The 19660-nt window shown below is 46.2% G+C and carries 23 protein-coding genes; 16 read left to right on the top strand and 7 right to left on the bottom strand.

What is annotated here, in order from left to right:
* Positions 1-86: 86 nt before the first annotated feature.
* The 12 genes from SLH55_RS04300 (at position 87) to SLH55_RS04245 (ending at position 9939) form a co-directional block, all read left to right on the top strand.
* Positions 87-539, top strand: coding sequence for a MarR family winged helix-turn-helix transcriptional regulator (locus SLH55_RS04300; RefSeq protein WP_320322779.1), 453 nt, complete (start codon positions 87-89; stop codon positions 537-539).
* Positions 536-2944, top strand: coding sequence for an MMPL family transporter (locus tag SLH55_RS04295; protein ID WP_320322778.1), 2409 nt, complete (start codon positions 536-538; stop codon positions 2942-2944). Before SLH55_RS04300 ends, SLH55_RS04295 begins: the two co-directional genes overlap by 4 nt.
* Before the next feature lie 453 nt (positions 2945-3397).
* Positions 3398-4897, top strand: coding sequence for a malate:quinone oxidoreductase (locus SLH55_RS04290; RefSeq protein WP_320322777.1), 1500 nt, complete (start codon positions 3398-3400; stop codon positions 4895-4897).
* Between the two features lie 121 nt (positions 4898-5018).
* Positions 5019-5270 carry a hypothetical protein gene (locus SLH55_RS04285; RefSeq protein ID WP_219167625.1) on the top strand — a complete coding sequence of 84 codons (252 nt, stop codon included), beginning with the start codon at positions 5019-5021 and terminating at the stop codon, positions 5268-5270.
* A gap of 28 nt (positions 5271-5298) precedes the next feature.
* Positions 5299-5421: a hypothetical protein gene (locus SLH55_RS04280; protein WP_320322776.1), complete on the top strand. Its 123-nt coding sequence runs from the start codon at positions 5299-5301 to the stop codon at positions 5419-5421.
* A gap of 5 nt (positions 5422-5426) precedes the next feature.
* Positions 5427-6245 carry a hypothetical protein gene (locus SLH55_RS04275; protein WP_320322775.1) on the top strand — a complete coding sequence of 273 codons (819 nt, stop codon included), beginning with the start codon at positions 5427-5429 and terminating at the stop codon, positions 6243-6245.
* Between the two features lie 14 nt (positions 6246-6259).
* The gene (locus SLH55_RS04270; protein ID WP_320322774.1) at positions 6260-6436 is read left to right on the top strand and encodes a hypothetical protein; all 177 of its coding nucleotides are present in this window, start codon (positions 6260-6262) and stop codon (positions 6434-6436) included.
* A gap of 97 nt (positions 6437-6533) precedes the next feature.
* Positions 6534-7457, top strand: coding sequence for a phosphotransferase family protein (locus tag SLH55_RS04265; RefSeq protein WP_320322874.1), 924 nt, complete (start codon positions 6534-6536; stop codon positions 7455-7457).
* A gap of 27 nt (positions 7458-7484) precedes the next feature.
* On the top strand, positions 7485-8393 hold the full coding sequence (locus tag SLH55_RS04260; protein WP_320322773.1) for an MBL fold metallo-hydrolase: 909 nt from the start codon (positions 7485-7487) through the stop codon (positions 8391-8393).
* A 4-nt stretch (positions 8394-8397) separates the two neighbouring features.
* Positions 8398-9165: an alpha/beta hydrolase gene (locus SLH55_RS04255; protein ID WP_320322772.1), complete on the top strand. Its 768-nt coding sequence runs from the start codon at positions 8398-8400 to the stop codon at positions 9163-9165.
* Between the two features lie 28 nt (positions 9166-9193).
* Complete coding sequence (locus SLH55_RS04250) at positions 9194-9376, top strand: DUF4177 domain-containing protein (RefSeq protein WP_320322771.1); 183 nt, start codon at positions 9194-9196, stop codon at positions 9374-9376.
* 182 nt (positions 9377-9558) lie between these two features.
* The gene (locus SLH55_RS04245; RefSeq protein ID WP_219167618.1) at positions 9559-9939 is read left to right on the top strand and encodes a hypothetical protein; all 381 of its coding nucleotides are present in this window, start codon (positions 9559-9561) and stop codon (positions 9937-9939) included.
* Between the two features lie 108 nt (positions 9940-10047).
* Here SLH55_RS04245 and nagZ read toward each other — a convergent pair whose 3' ends face one another.
* The 3 genes from nagZ to SLH55_RS04230 form a co-directional block, all read right to left on the bottom strand.
* A complete protein-coding gene (nagZ, locus tag SLH55_RS04240) occupies positions 10048-11247 on the bottom strand; it encodes a beta-N-acetylhexosaminidase (RefSeq protein ID WP_320322770.1) in 1200 nt (399 codons plus the stop codon).
* A 212-nt stretch (positions 11248-11459) separates the two neighbouring features.
* On the bottom strand, positions 11460-12152 hold the full coding sequence (locus SLH55_RS04235) for an LrgB family protein (RefSeq protein ID WP_320322769.1): 693 nt from the start codon (positions 12150-12152) through the stop codon (positions 11460-11462).
* Positions 12125-12520 (bottom strand): CidA/LrgA family holin-like protein, encoded by a 396-nt coding sequence (locus SLH55_RS04230; RefSeq protein ID WP_219167615.1) that lies wholly within the window; start codon positions 12518-12520, stop codon positions 12125-12127. Before SLH55_RS04230 ends, SLH55_RS04235 begins: the two co-directional genes overlap by 28 nt.
* A gap of 147 nt (positions 12521-12667) precedes the next feature.
* Between SLH55_RS04230 and SLH55_RS04225 the strand changes: the two genes are divergently transcribed.
* From SLH55_RS04225 to SLH55_RS04215, 3 genes are all read left to right on the top strand, one after another.
* A complete protein-coding gene (locus SLH55_RS04225; protein WP_320322768.1) occupies positions 12668-13093 on the top strand; it encodes a MarR family winged helix-turn-helix transcriptional regulator in 426 nt (141 codons plus the stop codon).
* Between the two features lie 137 nt (positions 13094-13230).
* Positions 13231-13839, top strand: coding sequence for a TetR/AcrR family transcriptional regulator (locus SLH55_RS04220; protein ID WP_320322767.1), 609 nt, complete (start codon positions 13231-13233; stop codon positions 13837-13839).
* The gene (locus SLH55_RS04215; protein ID WP_320322766.1) at positions 13836-15116 is read left to right on the top strand and encodes an MFS transporter; all 1281 of its coding nucleotides are present in this window, start codon (positions 13836-13838) and stop codon (positions 15114-15116) included. Before SLH55_RS04220 ends, SLH55_RS04215 begins: the two co-directional genes overlap by 4 nt.
* Before the next feature lie 33 nt (positions 15117-15149).
* Here the strand turns inward: SLH55_RS04215 and SLH55_RS04210 are convergent, their stop codons facing one another.
* The 4 genes from SLH55_RS04210 to SLH55_RS04195 form a co-directional block, all read right to left on the bottom strand.
* A complete protein-coding gene (locus SLH55_RS04210; RefSeq protein WP_219167611.1) occupies positions 15150-15911 on the bottom strand; it encodes a DUF3891 family protein in 762 nt (253 codons plus the stop codon).
* A gap of 96 nt (positions 15912-16007) precedes the next feature.
* Positions 16008-16472: a FixH family protein gene (locus tag SLH55_RS04205; RefSeq protein ID WP_320322765.1), complete on the bottom strand. Its 465-nt coding sequence runs from the start codon at positions 16470-16472 to the stop codon at positions 16008-16010.
* A 16-nt stretch (positions 16473-16488) separates the two neighbouring features.
* Positions 16489-17820 carry a PepSY domain-containing protein gene (locus SLH55_RS04200; RefSeq protein ID WP_320322764.1) on the bottom strand — a complete coding sequence of 444 codons (1332 nt, stop codon included), beginning with the start codon at positions 17818-17820 and terminating at the stop codon, positions 16489-16491.
* A gap of 17 nt (positions 17821-17837) precedes the next feature.
* Positions 17838-18407: a DeoR family transcriptional regulator gene (locus tag SLH55_RS04195; protein WP_320322763.1), complete on the bottom strand. Its 570-nt coding sequence runs from the start codon at positions 18405-18407 to the stop codon at positions 17838-17840.
* Positions 18408-18770: 363 nt separating this feature from the next.
* On the opposite strand from SLH55_RS04195, the gene SLH55_RS04190 reads away from it, so the two are divergent.
* Entirely contained in the window at positions 18771-19538 is a 768-nt protein-coding gene (locus SLH55_RS04190) for a 3-hydroxyacyl-CoA dehydrogenase (RefSeq protein ID WP_320322762.1), read from the top strand.
* Positions 19539-19660 lie beyond the last annotated feature (122 nt).

The following is a 19660-nucleotide window of genomic DNA, read 5'->3' as shown; positions in this document are numbered from 1 at the left end:
TATTCATTTTCATCTTATTACTTGACTCCGTATAGTTGACCCCCTAAACTATAAAATAACGATATTTAGTTTAGGGGGTCAACTAATTGGATAAGCGGTTAATCGAAGCAGTCGAGCTGTTCGAGGATGTCATGGTATTCGGGACAGAGCGGGTGCTCAAGAATGTGAAGGCAGAGGTATGGCAGGAGTATTCACCGGAGCAGATCCAGATGCTGAAGCTTGTCAGTAAGAACGGACCGATTCCTGCCGGGGTGATTGCAGAGCTTCAATGTGTTCATAAGAGTGCGGTTTCCAACCGGCTGAAGAAGCTCGAGGAGAAGAATCTGATTGAAATCATCAAGGCTGAAGGGGATCAGCGCTCCAAGCTCGTTTGTCTGACCGATGAAGGCCACAGGATCGTTAGGGAATCGGATCAAGCGGTCTATGCCTATATCGAAGCCTTATTCGCCGATCAGGTGAAGGATGAAGAGCTGGATCAATTCCTCACCATGTTCCGGAAAATCAAAACCATTTTAAAATTGGAGGGTGAAAAAGGATGAAATCCATGATCATGTTCAAGTGGCCGATTACGATTGGCCTGCTCGTCATAACGGCCATATTATTTATTATCTCACCGAACCTTACAAAGCAGGCAGAGGAAGCGGGTACATTCCAGCTTCCGGATGATGCCGCATCAAAGAAAGCGATGGAAATGCTGAATGATGCCGGTGCCGGGGATGAAACGATCTCAGTGGTGTATTCACTGGATGAAACATTGACGGATTCGGCGAAGAAAGACATCGCGTCGAATGTAGAGGAATTGAAGAAGCTCGGAGATCCTGTCAGTTCGGTCCTCGATCCGTTTGAAAGCGAGGAACTCGAAAACCAGCTCGTCTCAAAAGATCAAAAAACGGTCCTCGTACCCATAACAGTCGATGGATCACAAGAAGAAGTCGTAGAACTGGCTGACTCCATAAAATCAGACATTCTTAAAGGACAGTCATCTGTTTACTTGACGGGGGAAGCTATCATCAATAACGATGTAAACCTGAGCGCACAGGAAGGATTGAAACGGACAGAAATCATTACCGTAGTACTGATCTTTGCCCTCTTGCTTGCCGTGTTCCGTTCCATCGTGACACCCCTTATCCCCCTTGTAGCGGTAGGGATCACGTATTTGCTGAGTCAATCAATTGTGGCCTTTTTCATCGATTGGTTTGGGTTTCCCGTATCGAACTACACACAAATATTCCTGGTCGCCATCCTGTTCGGGATCGGGACGGATTATTGCATCCTGCTGTTGAGCCGTTTCAAGGAGGAACTCGGAGCGGGCCAGCCCATTAATGAGGCAATCATCCGCACGTATAAAACCGCGGGACGTACGCTTTACATAAGCGGGCTCGCCGTGTTCATCGGATTCTTCGCCATCGGCTTTGCCGATTTCCCGATCTTTAAATCAGCCGTGGCCGTGGCAGTCGGGATTGCGGTGCTGCTTCTTGTGTTGAGCACGGTCATGCCGTTCTTCATGGCCACATTAAAGGAAAAGCTATTCTGGCCATCAAAGAAATCCGTTTCCCACAATGACAGTAAGCTTTGGGCATGGATGGGCAAGCTTTCCGTCAACCGTCCCCTGCTGTCCATGGCAGTAGTGGCGATGATCACCGTTCCATTGTTGTTCACGTATGACGATGCCCTTTCCTTCAACACGGTGGATGAAATCGGGGACAGCTATGATTCAGTCAAAGGTCTTCACGCGATTGAAGAAGGTTTCGGGCAGGGGGATTCCCTTCCTGTGCAGGTCCTGCTTTCAAGTGAAGAGAAGCTAGTGACAGAGGACACGATCCCTTATGTGGAAAAGCTGAGCCGTGAGCTTGCGAAAGTCGACGGGGTCAAGAGTGTACGTTCCATTACGCGGCCTGCCGGAGATGCAATTGAAGAGTTCAATGCGGACTACCAGCTTGGAAAGATTGCAGAAGGTGTGAATGGAGCAGCAGATGGTCTTGATCAGGCAGTAAAAGGATTGAGCCAGCAGGCTGCCATGGCCGGGCAAGGTCAAGCTCCGCAACCAGGTGCGCCGAATCCACTGGACGGTCTGAATCAAATCACAGGCGGATTGAAACAGGCCGGTGATCAGCTTCAGGGGATGAGTGACAGTCAGACGATACGGGATACGGGCTTGTATCTCCCACCGGGTACCCTGGATAATAAAGACTTTGCCCAGGTGATCGACCGGTATTCTTTCGGGGATCAAAAAGGTATGAAGATTGAAGTCATCCTGAAAGATAATCCTTACTCACCAGAAGCCATTGATACGGTTGATCGCATCAATGAAACGACAGAACGCGTCATCAAGGATACACCACTTGAAGATACCGAAGTTGCCATCGGTGGGGTGTCAAGCATCAACCGCGACCTGAGTGATATCTCAACGAGTGACTTCACCCAGACCGTGACCATCATGCTTATCAGTCTGTTTGTAGTCCTGGCGATTCTTTTCCGTTCCTTCATCATGCCGATCTATATGATCGGATCCCTGCTACTGACGTACTTCACATCTGTAGCCGTGGCCGAGTGGATCTTCGTGGAGGGACTAGGATATGACGGCATCAGCTGGGCCGTTCCGTTCTTCGGATTTGTCATGCTGGTGGCTCTTGGGGTAGACTACTCGATCTTCCTCATGGACCGTTTCCGTGAACAATCCGCAGAAGGCATGACGGTGACAGACGCCATCAAAGCTTCCATGGCGAAGATGGGGACGGTCATCATCACCGCGGCCATCATCCTTGCAGGAACATTCGGGGCCATGGTGCCATCGGGGGTTCTGAGTCTTGTACAGATTGCGACGATTGTCATCACAGGGCTGCTCCTGTACGGGCTGATCGTCCTGCCGTTACTGATCCCGGCTATGACGGTATCATTCGGCAACGGGGTCTGGTGGCCGTTCCGAGCGAAGAGAGAGAAGTAGATTAATAGAAGCCCGCTCTGATGGATAGAGCGGGCTTCCTTTAAAAAAGGGATGTTTTGTTAGTCTAGTAGCCGAGAAATTTGTAGTGGAAGATTTTCACCCTATTTAGCTCGTGGACGAATAATAAATAGACAGAATTATCGAAATTAACGTCGGACCTATTCACGAAAAATATTTTTCTGGAAAACTAATAATGGATCTCTACTGATTTAGTCGGATTTACCATTGGGGCGCTTGGGTTCAGAGGGGAAAAGGTTCTAATAAACCTTTATCACCAAGTGTTCTTGACACTATTTGCGCTTTTGTTTTTTCGTAAAATAGTTTATAATAATCAGATAATACTAGATATTTTACCCTATGAATCATTATAATAGAAGATGGTATGATTTTTTTTGACACATGAAGGTGCTGGATTGGAAGCGCCTGCAAATATAGTGGATGAGGAAGGTTATAATGAGCAGCTTACAGAAGAAAACAGATGTTATCTTAATTGGTGCTGGTGTCATGAGTGCGACTTTAGGGGTGATCCTGAAAGAGTTGGCGCCGGAATGGGAAATCACAGTGTTTGAAAAGCTCGCGAAGCCAGGGGAAGAAAGCTCAAACGAATGGAATAATGCCGGAACCGGACATTCTGCACTATGCGAGCTCAACTATACGTCCGAAAAGCCTGATGGATCTATAGACATTTCGAAAGCAATCAAGGTCAATGAACAGTTCCAACTGTCAAGACAATTCTGGTCTTATCTCGTCAACCGCAATTTCATTGGTAAACCACAGGACTTCATCATGCCGATCCCGCATATGAGCATGGTTCAAGGTGAAGAAAATGTGGAATTTCTGAAAAAACGTTTGGAAGCGCTGTCAGCGAGCCCTCTCTTCGAAGGCATGGAATTCTCCGATAATCCGGAGAAATTGAAGGAATGGATTCCTCTGATCATGGATGGCCGTGAATCGGATGAACCGATCGCAGCGACGAAGATCGATTCAGGGACCGACGTCAACTTCGGGGCATTGACCCGCAAGTTGTTCGACCACCTGAGTGATAAAGGCGTGGAAATCAACTACAATCACAGTGTGGAAGATATCAAACGCAAATCTGACGGTTCATGGGAAGTGAAGGTCCATGATATCGACGGCATTAAGATGGAATATCATACGGCGAAGTTCGTCTTCATCGGAGGCGGTGGCGGAAGCCTTCCATTGCTTCAGAAGACCGGCATCCCTGAGTCCAAGCAAATCGGTGGATTCCCGGTTTCCGGCCTCTTCATGGTATGCAACAATCCTGAAGTCATCGAAAAGCATCACGGGAAAGTGTACGGAAAAGCAAAGGTCGGAGCTCCTCCGATGTCGGTTCCGCATCTTGACACCCGTTACATTGATAATAAAAAATCACTTCTGTTCGGACCATTTGCCGGATTCTCACCGAAGTTCCTGAAAACAGGTTCGAATATGGATCTGATCACATCCGTGAAACCGAATAATCTCTTCACGATGCTTGCAGCGGGTGTGAAGGAAATGGGATTAACCAAGTATCTGATTCAGCAGGTTCTTCTGTCCAATGAAAAACGCATGGAAGAATTACGCGAATTCATTCCAAACGCGAAGAGCGAGGACTGGGATATCGTCGTAGCCGGTCAGCGTGTTCAGGTCATCAAAGACACAGATGCAGGTAAAGGAACCCTTCAGTTCGGTACAGAAGTGGTAAGTGCCGCTGATGGATCCGTCGCTGCCCTATTAGGCGCATCTCCGGGTGCCTCCACTGCCGTTCACGTCATGCTTGAAGTATTGGATAAATGCTTCCCTCAGCACATGAAAGAGTGGGAGCCGAAGATCAAGGAAATGATTCCTTCCTATGGAGTGGCTTTGGGAGAAAATCCTGAGCTCTTCAAGGAAATCCATACGTCGACTGCGAAGGCGTTGGGTTTGAGGGATAAAGAAGTTGCGTATAGCTAAGTGAATCAATTGAAATGCCCTGTGGAGGTTCGCAGGGTATTTTTTATGGATGAAATTTCATGAGCCGTGCCAAGAAATGATCTGTTAGTGGTAAAATAAGGGAGTGACGGGAGGGATTAGATTGTACGTATTGAAAAGGGTGAATGTTCTCATTGCTTTTTTAGCATGTGGTGCTGGAGTCTATCACTTTTTTATTGGGAATCTGGACTTTTCAAGTAGTAGCATTTTAACATGCTTAGCCTTGATGTTTCTGCTATTCGGGATAGAAAAGAGGATAGAAAATGAGGGGGACCGGAAGCCGGGGTATGCTTATCTGGCAGTAGCCCTTGTTATGTTGATAGGACTTATAAAAGAATGGGTATCATTTATATAAATAATCAAGTATTAAGGAGATTTGCAACATGATTTTGATTGGAATGGCCCTGGTCATCACCGTTTTCTCCATTGAAGTTCAATTGAGGAAAATAAATAAGACAAATGAACGCATTGTGGAAATGCTTCAGGAAATGAAGGAAAAGGGGTGACATTATTGAAAACGAATCTAATTATCGTCGAGGGGATACCGGGATCAGGTAAGTCGACCACGGCTCATTTCATTAAAGAATATTTAGAGAGTGAAGGCATCACGGCTAAGCTCTTTCAAGAAGGAGACAGTCGTCATCCTGCTGATTATGAATCGACAGCTTGTTTAGATGAAAATCAGTTCAACGACATACTGGAGGCATTCTCTGAACATCGGAAGACAATCGGGGAGGTTGCTGAAAAGAAAGGCAACCACTATTTTATTCCATATCGTCAGCTTTCAAATGTGGATGCTGCTCTTGTCGATGAATTGGCTTCTTATGATGTCTACGAATTGGATCTCGACACGTTTGAAGACGTTTCGTATCACTATTGGAAGGAATTCGTGGAGCAGACGGAATTCGAAGAGGAAGTGTACATATTTGAGTGTTGTTTCGTGCAAAATCAATTTACTAAGTACATCGCTATGCATAATGCAGAGCCAAAGAGACTTGCAGACCAATTAAAGAAAATCAGTGAGTTGATCGCACCTCTAAATCCCCTGCTGATCTATCTTTACCAGGAGGACGTAGATCGATCGTTCCATCATGTATATGAGGATCGCAGTCAGGAGTGGCGTCAGTTCTTCACGGATTATCATGTGAAGCAAGGTTACGGAAAAGCGAATGGGCTCGAGGGTTACCAAGGGCTAGTGGAGTTTCTTGAGATGCGAAGGGATCTGGAGATAGGGATTCTTGAGGACTTGCCGGTTAAGCACATGCTTATTGAGAATGGAGAAAAAGACTGGAAAGCTTATTATGAAAAAATGAAGGAAGCGATGAAGTAGTTGGAGGGAAAGGTTTGTTTTTAATATTTCTAATTATCACAGCCTCCATCATCGGATTCTTATTGACCCCATTACACGTATTCGGCCTTGCCATCGGTTTTGGGATCATCACGGGTTGTCTGGTGAGAGGGTTATACCTTTTGCATGAGATTAATAGTAAGTTAGATAAACAGAACAGTGAAGGACAGTAGGCGGCTCGAGTGGGGGCCGTCTTTATTTGTGTTCGTACCATTAATTTGAAATAATGACATTATAAGGGTGTGAAAAGGAGGTGGGCAGGTGAATCATATGGTCCGCAGGTTGAGGGATATGGACGTAGAGCTTCTGAGCATGGAAACAATCGGTGGTGCTCACGCGGGGAATATTTCTAGAATCGATGCTTTAAGTGAAAAGAAAAGAGTCCAATACATCTACAAGGAATTTGCGAATGAACGAAATCAGGAAGTAGAGATTCATAGAAAAATAGCTGACATAGTGAATCCATTCAGTAGAGTCGTCCGTATATGGGATGATCCGCCACAAGCGATGTTGATGTGGGATTTGGGGTCTCCCATAAAAACAGGATTTCAGACACAGTCTTCAGATGAAAAAAGGAGATCGATAGGTGATGTTTTAACGAGATTAACTTCTCTTCATTGCATGAATCCCGTACAAACCAAGCTTCCTGTTCATCAATTAAGTTCGGAATGGCGGGATTGGTGCTTAGATCAATTAGGTAAACTATGCTCAAGAAAATCGTGGACCAGTCCAGGATGGGAGAGAACCATTTTGGATGCCTATGAGCGATTGGATATCCCTCATTATCAAACAAAATGTCCCCCCGTCATCACTCACGGAGACCCTCATCTGGAAAATATGTTCTATATGGATGACGAGATCTGGTTCATTGACTGGGAATGGGCAGCGATCGGCTCTCCTTTAAGAGACGTGACGATCCTGATGCAGGATGTATACGAAGATGAGTTGATTACGTTCGTCCCTGAATTCTATCTGCAATGCATGAGGGAGTGCGGAATCATTCTGGATGATGACGATTTTTCGAGTGATCTGGGCTATCTATACATAGACCATTTGACGATGATGCTTGCATGGGAAGTGGAGAAGTATTTTGAAGGATATCTGTCAGAACAGGGGATTCGTGAAATCATAGAATGGAAGATCGGGGAGATTGAGCGGGTGCAAACTGAAGTAATGGATAGAAAAAACGAGTAGCAACATCTTTTCATAAGGGGGAAGAGGATGAAAATTGAGTTTCATAATAATCACTTTACACTCAATGAAGTCAGAGAAGGTATCTATGCTGCCATATCAAAACCTGGAGGCGGGGCAGTTGCCAATGCAGGATTTGTAGATTTAGGTGATGGAGTAATCGTGTTTGATACATTTAACACGCAACAAGCATCGAAAGAGTTGAGGGAAGCTGCTGAAAGAATCACGAATCAGAGTGTCATGTACGTCGTAAATAGCCATTATCACGGAGATCACATCCGGGGCAATCAATCCTTTAAGGACATTTCCATCCTCTCAAGCGAGAAGACCTTAGAAAAAATGAAAGAAATTCATCCTCCCAGAATTGAGAAACAGAAAGTGGACATCGACGGACTTACTCAATATATCGCATCTCTTGAAAAACAGCTTAATGAATCCGGGGAATCAACCCTTCTAGATCAAGTGAGCTTTTTATATGAAATGAAACAGTCGTTGCCGGATCTGGAGTTGACTCTGCCCAATGAAACATTTAAGGAAGAGAAGATATTACAGGGAACAGACCGAAGGGCGAAACTATTTACATTGGGAGGGGGGCACTCCTTCTGCGATAGCATGCTTTACCTTCCGGAAGAGAAAGTGATTTTCACGGGGGATTTGGTATTTGTTCAGTGTCATCCGACATTCTTTGATGAAACCGACCCAATTAGTTGGATAGATATTTTACAAGAAATAAAGGAGCTGGATATTGAAACGGTCATTCCGGGACACGGCCCCATTGGGACAAGGGAGGACATTGATGCAATGATTCATTATCTAGCGCACCTTCTGTCCATTCAACACGAAGAGAGCACTGAAATCCCTCTTCTTTATAAAGATTGGTCATCTCCAGATGTATACTTTCAGAATATAAAAAGTTTGAAGAGTAAAGAGAGGGCTTAAGGTAATGACTAAAGAATGGTATGTGCAGGTTAGCGGCTTTAAACTATTCTCTAAATTAATAGGAGAGAAAAACAGTAAACCCACGGTGGTTATGGATGCCGGCTACGGGGATTATTCAAAAGCATGGGATTCAGTTGTCGAGGATTTATCAGAAATAACAGAAGTACTAGTATACGACCGTGCAGGACTTGGGAAGAGCGAGAAGAGTCCGAATCGGAGAACGAGCCGCGAGATGGTAAAAGAGCTGAAGGAACTGCTGAGATGCCTGGACATCAAGCCACCTTATTTATTTGTCGGGCACTCTTTCGGGGGAGTCAATGTGAGTGTATATGCCCATGAATATCCTGAAGAGGTCGCGGGCTTGGTGCTGGTGGACTCGACACCGGTGGATTATAGGGAACACTTCCTTCCTGCGATGCCGAAAGATTTCCAAGAAGCCTATCGCAAGCAATTTGTCCGTGAAGGCAATTACGAAGAATTTATGGAAAGCCTGGGGCAGCTAAAAGAATATAAGAAGACTTTAAGCATGCCGGTCACGGTGCTTTCAGCAGGTAATAAAGATCACTATTCGAAGGCATCTCAGCAATTGTGGAATGACATGCAGAGGGAGTTGGCCGTGATTTCTTCCAAGGGAGAATTTGTGCTTGCGAAGAATAGTGCCCATTATATTCAAAGAGATGAGCCACTGGTGGTTGTAAGGGCAGTAGAAAAGATGCTGGAGCTTGTCTGTTCCAATGAAGAAGTTGAAACCTTCAGTACCATAAATCAGTAAAGTAAGAAAACCCCATGGAGGTGCTGTCATGTACGAATACGCATACGTCCAAACCAGTCTGGGAGGATTTTTCACCGAGCCGAAGCACAGGGAGATCATCGAGGAGTATGCCGCTGACGGATGGCGGTTGGTCCAGGTGCTGCCCCTTAAGTACAACGGCCACGGAAAACCGACGGATTATGAGATCATTTTTGAAAGAGCGATGTTGTGATTAGTAAGGAAGAGACCTGAATTGGTAGGAAGTTAGACTACTTCTTCCAATTAAAAAGATAGAGGAACCCAGAATGATAGTGGGTACCTCTATCTTTTTTTTATCATAATGGTTATGCATCTAAGCAATGAAGTCACTACGGTCATATACTAAAGCATCCTCTAGCAAAGGAGGTGAATAGTATGCCTTATGCTGTAAAGTTAGTAGGAGCACCGTCTTTCACGACTGTTGGGCAGCAGCAGCCTCTTCAGGTTTGTGCTTTGTCAACGGAAGAAGTCGAAGTGCCAACATATGTTCAAGTGACTTTAGGGGACAAGGATCAAAGGGATGATATTGAATTTTCATTCGGTAATGGGTTTCCGATTGAATTTAATAGTGTCGGTATTCATGTATTTGAGCCTGTAACGTTAAACTCTTGTGCAAATATTGTCGCCACGTTTAATCGTCGAGGATTATATTACTTTTATGTAGAACTAAAAGATAGTAATAATAATGAAACTTTGGATAGAGAAGTAGTAGTTGTGAGAGTGAGTAGAAATAAAGAGTGTGTAAAAAATTATTAGATGTAATAAGACTTTAGTAAGTGATCGGTGAATCCTTTTCTTGTTTGAAGTAGATAGGGGGCTGACCATCACATCGATTATCGATGTGATGGGTCGGCCCTTTTTGATTTATCTTTGGATTCTTGAGTTGACTGCGTCGATAGAGTGGTTTATTTCCCTCAGTTCGACCTCGCCTGTATGGGTATCTTCCAGGCTGTATGATTGTTTTAATTGAATAATTCTTTTTACACTTTCATTAATTCGCTCCTCTGAAATATCACCATTTTGGACGGCTGATTTCAGAGCTTCCATGGCCGTCACTGCCTTTTGAGCATCATGGGCGATGAGGACAAGGTCGCTGCCGGCTTTGACGGCTTGTACCGCCGATTCACCCATACCAAAGTTGTCCGCTACGGCTTTCATGGTCATATCATCGGTGATGACAACGCCTTTGTACTTCAGTTTGTTGCGTAGAAGATCTGTCACGATTTTCTCCGATAATGACGACGGATAGGTGTCATCGAGTCTTGGGAGCAGGATATGAGCCACCATGATGAGGTCTGCACCATCATCAATGGCACGCTTGAATGGAATTAACTCCATGTCCTCTAGTTCTTGGAGACTCTTGTTGACAACCGGGAGTGCAAGATGGGAATCGACGGAAGTGTCCCCGTGACCAGGAAAGTGCTTAATCGTTGAAATAACTCCCTGAGACTGAATTCCTTTCATTGTCTGGATCCCTAATTCGCTGACGATATCCGGATCAGCACTGAAAGACCGGTCGCCGATGATCGGATTGTTCGGGTTACTGTTTACGTCGAGTACAGGCGCGAAGTCCAGGTTGAAACCAAACTCTTTCAGCTCTTGACCGAGAAGGGTACCGACTTCATAGGAGATGTCGGGATCGTTCGCGTTTCCAATCTTTTGATTGGTAGGGAAGTTGGAAATCCTTCCGGGCAATCTTGTCACATTTCCTCCTTCCTGGTCGACGCTTAAGAGCATGGGAAGAGGGTTATCGGTGTTTGCTTCTTTCAGCTGGTTCAAAAATCGGACCGTTTGCTCCGGGCTCGTCAAATGATCCGAGAAGAAGATGAATCCCCCGACTTTGTGCTTCTGTATCAGATTCTTCGTAGGTTCATCCATTTGGGTGCCATTGACTCCTGCTACGAGCATCTGTCCAATTTTTTCATCGAGGGTCATATTGGAAATCAGGGAATGGACGTCATTATCCCGGTTTTTTCCCCCGATCGGGTTGATGGCGAAATACGACAGAATGAATACTAAGATCATGATGATTAAAAGGGAATAGCCAATTTTGTTTTTGGACATATCGTTGTTCCTTTCGATGTTAGTTACTTGGTATCATTCTGTTCGTTACGGTTATACCGTAAACGCAAAAAAGACAAAAAGACCCGGTGTGAATGGGTCTTTTTGTCTGATTGGATCGTTATTTCCCTACATATTTGATATTCAATTATTAATCCTCATTTCGGATAATTGATCGCGCTTGTCGAAAAATCTTTGCGGGTTTGACATCATCCTCAAACATGAAATACCCACACCACAATCGGACCTACCATCGAACCCAGAAGGGCGCTCAACGTCATGGAAACTGAACTCATTGAGACCGTCAGTTCCCCGTACTCCATCGCTTTGGAGGTGCCAAGGGCATGTGATGCGCTGCCGAGGGCAATGCCACGCCCGAGTGAGCTGTGAATGCGGCCAATCTTCAAGACCAGCGGCCCCAGAATGACGCCGGAGAAGCCTGCAATCATTACGAAGATCACGGTCATGGAAGGGATGCCACCAAGACCCGCTGCAATTTGAATGGCGACGGGCGTGGTGATGGACTTTGGCACAATGGACAGAATAAGGTCATGGTCTATCCCAAGTACACGGGCAAACAGTAGTCCGCTTACCATTCCCGTCAAGAGACCTGCGAAAACGCCGCCGATGATCGGGAAGCGATACTTCATCAGGATCGTCCGCTGCTTATACAAAGGGTAAGCAAGGGCGACGACTGCCGGGCCGAGCAGGGAATGGATCCACTGACCGCCTATCATATAATCATGATATGGAATATGCATGCTGACCAAAAGTCCGACAATCACGATCGTTGTGGTCAGGACAGGGATCAGCAACGGGTAGGAGAATCGCTGATAGACCTTCACCATGGCAAAATAAAGGAGTGCGGTGAGGGCGATGATCATGATTGCGACAAGTGTTTGTTGCATGAATGTTCCCTTCTTTCAGATCGTTTCTCTAAGTGCTGACTGGCAAAACCGGATACAACCATAGTCACAACGGTGCTTATTACTACAATGAGAAAGAGCACGGCCCCGCTCCCGGATAGAAGAGACGGGTAGTTCATAACCCCCGTCATGGCCGGGATGAATAATAACGGCAGGATGGCAAGGAGAAAGCTTGCTCCATCCTCCACGATGATCACAGGGACGATTTTTAGCGATAAGAGAGTTAAAAGCAGAATCAGTCCAATGATGCTTCCGGGTATTGGGAGATGAAAGAGCTTCTCAATGACACTGCCTATAAAGGAAAAGGCATATAGAATGCCGATTTGAATGAGTATTCGAATGAATTTCATAGTACAGGTCTTTCGTAAGAAGAGGACCTATTTTCCCCACCTTTCAATGAAAACGCTTTACATTTTCCGACAGTAATTGTATGATACAACTATATACTTGTATTATACAAGTACTTAGAACGTTGTCAATGAAAAGGAGGGATCTCTATGTCTAAGGAGATCAAACGGATCGAGTATGAATTGACCAGTCTCATCAGAAAGGCGGTCTTCCGCGATCAGTCCGAGCGGAAAATCGGGATATTAGAGCGGTCTGCCTATCTGTTGATGAGGCAGCTCGATGAATATGGGCCATCACGATTGAAGGAGCTGGCAGAAGCGTTCAAACTCGATATTTCGACGTTGTCAAGACAAGCAGCCGCCCTTGAATCGAAGGAACTCATTCAGAGGTTCTCCGATCCAAGTGACGGGCGGGTAAGCTTATTCGATCTGACGGAGCTTGGGAAGGAAAAGCTTGCCGTCGACAGCCGCATGAGGCTCGAGTGGTATGAGGGACTGCTCGAAGGCTGGTCCGATGAGGAGAAGAAACTGTTCGGTGAACTTCTGGTCCGGATGAACGGGGCGTTTGATGAATGAAAAAGGGTTGCTTTCTGGTTTATGCACAAATCAGGAGGCAGCCTTTTTTGTCGAAAAATAATCGTTGACCTTGGAAATATCTAACAGTAAAATAAAGATTGATTAATCAATCATTTTTGGAAAAGGAGGGGAGCATCATGTCACGAGAGGAAAAAATGATGAAAAAGAGAGCGGCAATCTTAGGAGCGGCTGTTAAAACATACAGCGAAAACGGATTTGCCGAAACGACCATCTCGGCCATTGCCAAGGAAGCAGGTGTCAGCTTCGGATCCGTGTTTACGTATTTTGCCACAAAGGAAGTGCTCTTTGAAGCAGCGATCCTAGAGCCCTTGGAGGAAATCAAGCCGTACTTTAGTGAGATCGAGGAACGGTACAGCGGGAGCCCGAAGGAGATGGTGAAGAGCATGATCGACTGCCAGCTGGATGTGTTTGCAAGAAATAAGGATTTCCTGCGCCTCTCCCAGCAGGTACTGGCGAGGCCGGACCGATATCCTGTGCTGTTTACAGAGTTGAGTGCCTTTGTCGATGTCTTTGCAGAACGCATTTATCCTGTCATTGAAAGAGGACAGAAGGAGGGGGACTTCTATGAAGGGTCACCGGTGTTGATTGCCCAATCCTACATATCCCTTATAAATGGGTTACGATTGACCTTCGTTGATGACCATACGAATCTGATCTGGAACAATATGAAAATACAGGCCCTGCGGTTATTCGGTCCTGTGACGGAAGGGTGGGGATCCCAATGAGAATACGTGATATTCATCCGAACCTGAAGTTGAGGCTTGCCATGCAGTTCCTTGGTGGACTTGTCTCCATGGCCGTCATTCCGTTCATGGCCATCTATTTCGCCCAGAAGATCGGCGCCACCCAAACCGGGATCATCCTGGTCCTGATCGTCATCAGCGGAATCATCGGCGGATTTATTGGCGGACATATATCCGACAAGATCGGTCGCCGGAAGATCATGATTTTGGCTGAACTCGGCATCATGGTGACGTACTTCTTCATATCCCTGAGCAATTCACCGTGGTTCGATTTGCCATATGTCACAGCGGCGTTCTTCGTCCTTAATATGTTTGCAGGCGGGATGTTCCAGCCTGCGGCACAGGCGATGATCATCGATGTGACGGATTCGGATTCACGAAAGCTCGTCTTCACCATCAGCTACTGGCTCGGAAATCTTGCCACCGCCATCGGAGGCATCGTCGGAGCGTTTCTATTTAAAGCCTATCTGTTTGAGTTATTCCTTGGGATCACAGGAATCACACTTCTGTCCGTCCTGATCACCATCTTCTTCATTTCAGAAACCTACACACCTGAACCTGCCACCACTGAAAACACTTCTTCATCCAACAAGATGGTTCAAAGCTATTCAACCGTATGGAAAGATAAATTATTCATGATGTATATCCTCGGGGCCGTTTTCATTCTCACCTTGGAACAATCCCTGACCAATTACGTCGGTATCCGTCTAGAGAGGGATATTCCCGAGCAGCATACTTCCCTCTTAGGCTTTGACTTCACGCTTGACGGTACGAGGATGCTTGGATTCCTGCGGACGGAAAATACGATGATCGTCGTACTCTTATCAGCCGTTGTACTATTTTTGTTCAAAAAATGGAGTGACCGCCGCACGCTTGTGACGGGGATGTTCATCTTTTCCGTTTGTTTCAGCGCCTTTGCTTTCACGAATAATATTTTATTCCTTTTTATCCTGGGCTTTGTAGGGACGTTCGGGGAACTCATGTATGTGCCGATCAAGCAGGCGATGATCGGGGACCTGGCGCCGTCCAACGCCCGCAGTACGTATATGGCTTTTTACAGCCTCACCTTTTATGGCGCTATGATCATTGCATCCCTGCTCATCATAGTAGGGGAATGGGTGAGTCCGGTTGTGATGGGAGGCATTCTGTTGGTCCTCGGGATGACAGGCACTGTCATGTATCATCTGATCATGAAAGCATTGGAAGCGAAGAGGGAAGTGATGCAGGAAGTCGAGGTGAAGGCATCGGTTTCTTCTTGATAACGAGTGAAGACCCTGATCGCAGGGTCTTCTTTACTTTCTGATGAAAATTGAATGTATCTCCAACCGACTCTCCCCATAAGCCTCTGCGATGCCCACCTTCCGGATCGCCATCTTGTCCACTTTTTTATAAGGCAGCGTTACGTGGAAATCTGTTTCAAAAGGATAGACATCGAACGTCACTTCATGTTCATTCACCCATCTGGACAGAAGAAGTTGATTCCTCGGATGAAAATTCCCGGTGTTCTTAAAGCCATCTTTAAACCACGGATGCTCGTACTCTTTCTCCACTCCCGGTTCATTCAGGCAAAAGTAGAGTGATAGATTATCGGACAGTTGAAGCAACTGGAAGTGCTGGGTGAGCAGTTCTTCATCAAGCTTTGTCAGCTGATTTCGGATTTCATGCTGCCTTCTTGCTTCGTCCTGTAGAAAGCGCAGGCAGTCCGGATCCTTTGACTTTGCGAAGAAAGAACAGAAATGCAGGCTGCATAGGAGTGCCGCATAGAGGTTGACCTTCTCGACCTCATCCACCCCCATTTTATAGAATGCAAGTTTTGGGAGGAGTGGGTAGTCTGAAAAGGTGAAGGGGATCTGCTTCCCGTCGTTCCAGATTGGCGTGTCGTCGAGTCCGATCCAGCTCCGGTCATGCTGGTGGGCAGCGTACACGAAATCATCGAAGAGGTCATCGGATTTTAAGAGATTCTTATTGAAATGTTTGATCGTTTCGCCGGATACATAGGCGTGGTCGTGTTGTTTGATCATAAGGAAGGAGTCTTCGGTTTCTCGGATAATCATAGAATCAACATCCCCTTTTATGACCATTATAGCAAATTTGGAATCTGCTATTCTGCAAAAAAAAGATCGAAAGCAGAGGCTTTCGATCTTGAAATGTTAATGATGCTGACTGTGATCTCCACTCTCAACGGGAGCCTGGTCATTCAAGGCTTCGACGTCTGATTTGGATAATTCTCCGACGGCAAAGGGCTTAGTCGGCATGATCGTGGAGCCGTTGTTTCCTGCGTGGACTTTGATGTAATAGAGCCCATCTTCCTTCAGTTCCTTATGAAACGTGTAAACACCATCTCCAGCATTCTCGGCTTCTTCCATTCCAGCGTGGAACGTTCCGTCGTTCTTCCAGATTTCCACATGTACGAAATCGGCATCCTTCACGATTTTCTTGTCCTGTGTGAGTTCAACCTTGATCGGGTCGCTGCCGGAGAAATCGTCAGGCATCGTAATATCCGCCTGAAGAGGTGATTCCTGATGGTACAATTCCGCTGCATCTTCCTTCGGGGCACAGGCACCTAGTAGCGTGCACAAGAAAAGGATACTCAAATATTTAAAGGTTGTTTTCATATTACATCGTCCTTTCTTATGCCGCACCGAAGAATTTTTTCGTGGCAGGGATTTTTTTGATCAATAGCCGGTCAAGAAGCAGAACGATAATCAAGGAAGCCCCGACAAGTGGGAACAGGATCCCGAGTGCGATCATGACAAGCAGGAAGTACTTCATTTTCAGGATACCTGGTGATTTCGGTGCACCCATTTCTTTTTTCGGTTTCCGTTTCAGCCATAGATAGAATCCGCTGACTGCGACAAGCATGATGCCAAGGCAGATGAGCAGGCTGATCAGCTGATTGATGAAGCCGAATTGTGTGCCCGTATGGAGGGTGATCCCCATGGCTACGATTTTGCCGCCAATTCCATAGTTGTCGAAACGGTAATCAGCAAGGACTGCACCTGTATATTGATCAAGATGCATCGTGACTTCATTCTGTGCCTTGGCCGGGAATGCGGATAATGTATAGACCCCGTTTTCATCCTGTGGGATGTATACTTTATAGCTCGGGTCGATGCCTTCTCTTTCGGCGATCTGGACGACATCATTCAGTGATAAAGGCGTATACCCTTCAAGTGCTGATACTGGTACTTCCAGGTTTTCCGCTGCCCAGGGGACGTCGGCGATTTCCTTTGTTTTGACGACGGACTGTGGAGCTTCCCCACTCCAGATGGATGGAGGATAGCCGGCCCCTGCGTTCGTCATGAGATTCTGGAAATTGGTTCCCCAGAATCCGGACCAGGGCAGTCCAGTCATGATCAGGAACAGCATCCCCGCTGTGACCCAGAAAGCCGGTACTGCGTGAAGATCCCTTCTGAAGATTTTCTTTCCTTTATTGAAGCGGGGAAGGAACACGCCTGACAGCTTGTCTTTTTTACGCGGGAACCATAGGAATAATCCCGTGACAATCAGGACGACGGCCCAGCAGGCAACTAGCTCGACGATTCGGTCTCCGATCGTCCCCGCCATCAGCTCCCCGTGGATTTCTTCGACTTTATTCATGATCCGGTCCTCTGGCTTCAATTCACCCAGTGACTTTCCTGTGTAGGGATTTATGAAGACTGTTGCGGAACCTTCTTCTGTACTGATGCCGATTTCACTGGAACGGTCGGCACTTTCCCCGGGACGGAAGCTTGTGATCTGTGCATCAGGGTGAAGCGTTTTCACATTATCGATGAGTTCAGTGGCAGGAAGCTTCTCTCCCTGTGGATTGACTTCGTAGTATTTTTGATAGAGATTTTGCTCGATCTGGGGCTTGAAGAGATAAATCGATCCCGTTACTGCGAGGATCAATAAAAACGGGGCAATAATGAGGCCCGCATAAAAATGCCATCTCCAAATCGTTTGATATGATTTTTTTTCCATCGTCTTTTCCTCTTTTCTTAGTCGTGGCAGCAGCCCGATCCTTGCATGTCTTTGGAAATCGCCGTGATGGCGTCTTGAAGATTAAGTAGTTTTCCACCGAATCCCGTTTGGAATTGTCCGGCCTGCTTCCTGGAATCAAAAGCGATGACCTGTGGCTGACAACAGTTCAAGTTCAGGTCTGCATCAATCAGGTAGGTGGCCGTTTTTCCGCTGATCGTCATATCCGTCAGGAAATCCCTGCAGAGGATCTGCATGACTTCCTCCTTGATATCTTCATAACGCAGTAAGCCACAGTGAGGACAACAAGTCTGTTCAATTCCATGATCCTTTTTGATGAGTTGGACCGATCTTCTTGAGGTCGCCGGTTTCAGGCAATATGTACATGTATCAGCTGGGAGGCTGTGAGCTTCCATCGTTGAAATGCCATTCGAGGTCTTTCGGACTTTATTTGCTTCCATTAAGGGCTTCAGATCACGGTAGACCGTCATTTCCGATACATCCAGGCGGGAACTGATATCAGACACCCGAAGTGTACCTTCTTCTTCGAGCCAGGTTAAAATCTGTTGTTGTCGATCAATCGGCAGCATAAGGATCATCCTTTCCGTTTTCGTTTACCTACTAAATCATAATGAAGCATCACGTACCGTACAATAGAGGTTCTTTGAAAAAAAGTGAAAAAATGTTGAGATGTAACAGAACGGACAAAGAAACTTTTTATTTTCCACACATTTCACATGTGATGATTTGTGAAACGTGTGTGGGACTTATACAGGTAACGAACATGTTTCCCATTTGGATCATGTGTGACCTCTTTTTTATGACTTACTGACGTTCAATGTGTCCTATTTCTGGACAGTTCAACATCTTCTCCTGTCATGAACATGGTCACATCAACACTGGCACATTTCTTGCAATAGAACAGGTGAATCGATGAAAAGGGAGGACATCCAATGAAAATCAGTGAATCAATCGCCATCGTGACGGGTGGGGCGTCAGGATTAGGGGAAGCGACAGTGAGGCAGATCATCAAAGCGGGCGGGAAAGCAGCGATATTGGATTTATCCGAAGAGAGGGGCCATTCACTCGTTGAAGAGCTTGGAGATCGAAGTCTGTTTGTTAGGACTGATGTCACGAGTGAGGAGGAAGTGTCCCACGCCATCCATAAAGCCGTGGAGTGTTTCGGTACGATTAATACGGTCGTCAACTGTGCAGGCATCGGCATTGCCTCCAAGCTTCTTTCCAGAAAGGGGGTTCATTCTCTCGATATGTTTTCGAAGGTGATTTCCATTAACTTGATCGGTACGTTCAATGTGATCCGGTTAGCTTCGGAACACATGGCGAAGAATGAACCGAACGTGTCGGGGGAGAGAGGTGTCATCATCAATACGGCATCGGTAGCGGCATTTGAAGGACAGATCGGACAGGCGGCCTACAGCGCTTCAAAAGGGGGAGTCGTCGGAATGACACTGCCAATTGCAAGGGAACTGGCTTCGTACGGGATCCGTGTGATGACGATCGCGCCGGGCTTGTTTCATACGCCGATGTTTGAATCACTGCCGGAGGAGGCGGTAGAATCTCTTGGGAAAATGGTTCCATTCCCTAAGAGGCTGGGACACCCTGATGAATATGCCCGGCTGGTGGGGAGTATTATGGAAAATACGATGCTGAACGGGGAGACGATCCGTCTCGACGGAGCCATCCGTATGCAGCCGAAATAAAGGAGGGATCAGAGGTATTATAGCCTCTGGTCTTTTTTTTGTGAGGTTCTCCTGGTTGGACAGTTGAAATGATTAGTGGCACCAATCGAAAATGGGGGAAGTGACCTTTGATGCATAAAGCT

Source organism: Rossellomorea sp. YZS02, from assembly GCF_033963925.1.
Lineage (GTDB): Bacteria > Bacillota > Bacilli > Bacillales > Bacillaceae_B > Rossellomorea.
Note: the sequence above shows the minus strand (reverse complement) of the source record. Positions and strands in the feature narration are given on the sequence as shown.

What these genes read in the sequence shown, in the direction of transcription:
- SLH55_RS04295 (WP_320322778.1), top strand. Translation starts at nt 536, where the DNA reads ATGAAATCCATGATCATGTTCAAGTGGCCGATTACGATTGGCCTGCTC.
- SLH55_RS04290 (WP_320322777.1), top strand. Translation starts at nt 3,398, where the DNA reads ATGAGCAGCTTACAGAAGAAAACAGATGTTATCTTAATTGGTGCTGGT.
- SLH55_RS04280 (WP_320322776.1), top strand. Translation starts at nt 5,299, where the DNA reads ATGATTTTGATTGGAATGGCCCTGGTCATCACCGTTTTCTCCATTGAA.
- SLH55_RS04265 (WP_320322874.1), top strand. Translation starts at nt 6,534, where the DNA reads ATGGTCCGCAGGTTGAGGGATATGGACGTAGAGCTTCTGAGCATGGAA.
- SLH55_RS04260 (WP_320322773.1), top strand. Translation starts at nt 7,485, where the DNA reads ATGAAAATTGAGTTTCATAATAATCACTTTACACTCAATGAAGTCAGA.
- SLH55_RS04255 (WP_320322772.1), top strand. Translation starts at nt 8,398, where the DNA reads ATGACTAAAGAATGGTATGTGCAGGTTAGCGGCTTTAAACTATTCTCT.
- SLH55_RS04250 (WP_320322771.1), top strand. Translation starts at nt 9,194, where the DNA reads ATGTACGAATACGCATACGTCCAAACCAGTCTGGGAGGATTTTTCACC.
- SLH55_RS04245 (WP_219167618.1), top strand. Translation starts at nt 9,559, where the DNA reads ATGCCTTATGCTGTAAAGTTAGTAGGAGCACCGTCTTTCACGACTGTT.
- nagZ (WP_320322770.1), bottom strand. Translation starts at nt 11,247, where the DNA reads ATGTCCAAAAACAAAATTGGCTATTCCCTTTTAATCATCATGATCTTA.
- SLH55_RS04235 (WP_320322769.1), bottom strand. Translation starts at nt 12,152, where the DNA reads ATGCAACAAACACTTGTCGCAATCATGATCATCGCCCTCACCGCACTC.
- SLH55_RS04230 (WP_219167615.1), bottom strand. Translation starts at nt 12,520, where the DNA reads ATGAAATTCATTCGAATACTCATTCAAATCGGCATTCTATATGCCTTT.
- SLH55_RS04225 (WP_320322768.1), top strand. Translation starts at nt 12,668, where the DNA reads ATGTCTAAGGAGATCAAACGGATCGAGTATGAATTGACCAGTCTCATC.
- SLH55_RS04220 (WP_320322767.1), top strand. Translation starts at nt 13,231, where the DNA reads ATGTCACGAGAGGAAAAAATGATGAAAAAGAGAGCGGCAATCTTAGGA.
- SLH55_RS04215 (WP_320322766.1), top strand. Translation starts at nt 13,836, where the DNA reads ATGAGAATACGTGATATTCATCCGAACCTGAAGTTGAGGCTTGCCATG.
- SLH55_RS04210 (WP_219167611.1), bottom strand. Translation starts at nt 15,911, where the DNA reads ATGATTATCCGAGAAACCGAAGACTCCTTCCTTATGATCAAACAACAC.
- SLH55_RS04205 (WP_320322765.1), bottom strand. Translation starts at nt 16,472, where the DNA reads ATGAAAACAACCTTTAAATATTTGAGTATCCTTTTCTTGTGCACGCTA.
- SLH55_RS04200 (WP_320322764.1), bottom strand. Translation starts at nt 17,820, where the DNA reads ATGGAAAAAAAATCATATCAAACGATTTGGAGATGGCATTTTTATGCG.
- SLH55_RS04195 (WP_320322763.1), bottom strand. Translation starts at nt 18,407, where the DNA reads ATGCTGCCGATTGATCGACAACAACAGATTTTAACCTGGCTCGAAGAA.
- SLH55_RS04190 (WP_320322762.1), top strand. Translation starts at nt 18,771, where the DNA reads ATGAAAATCAGTGAATCAATCGCCATCGTGACGGGTGGGGCGTCAGGA.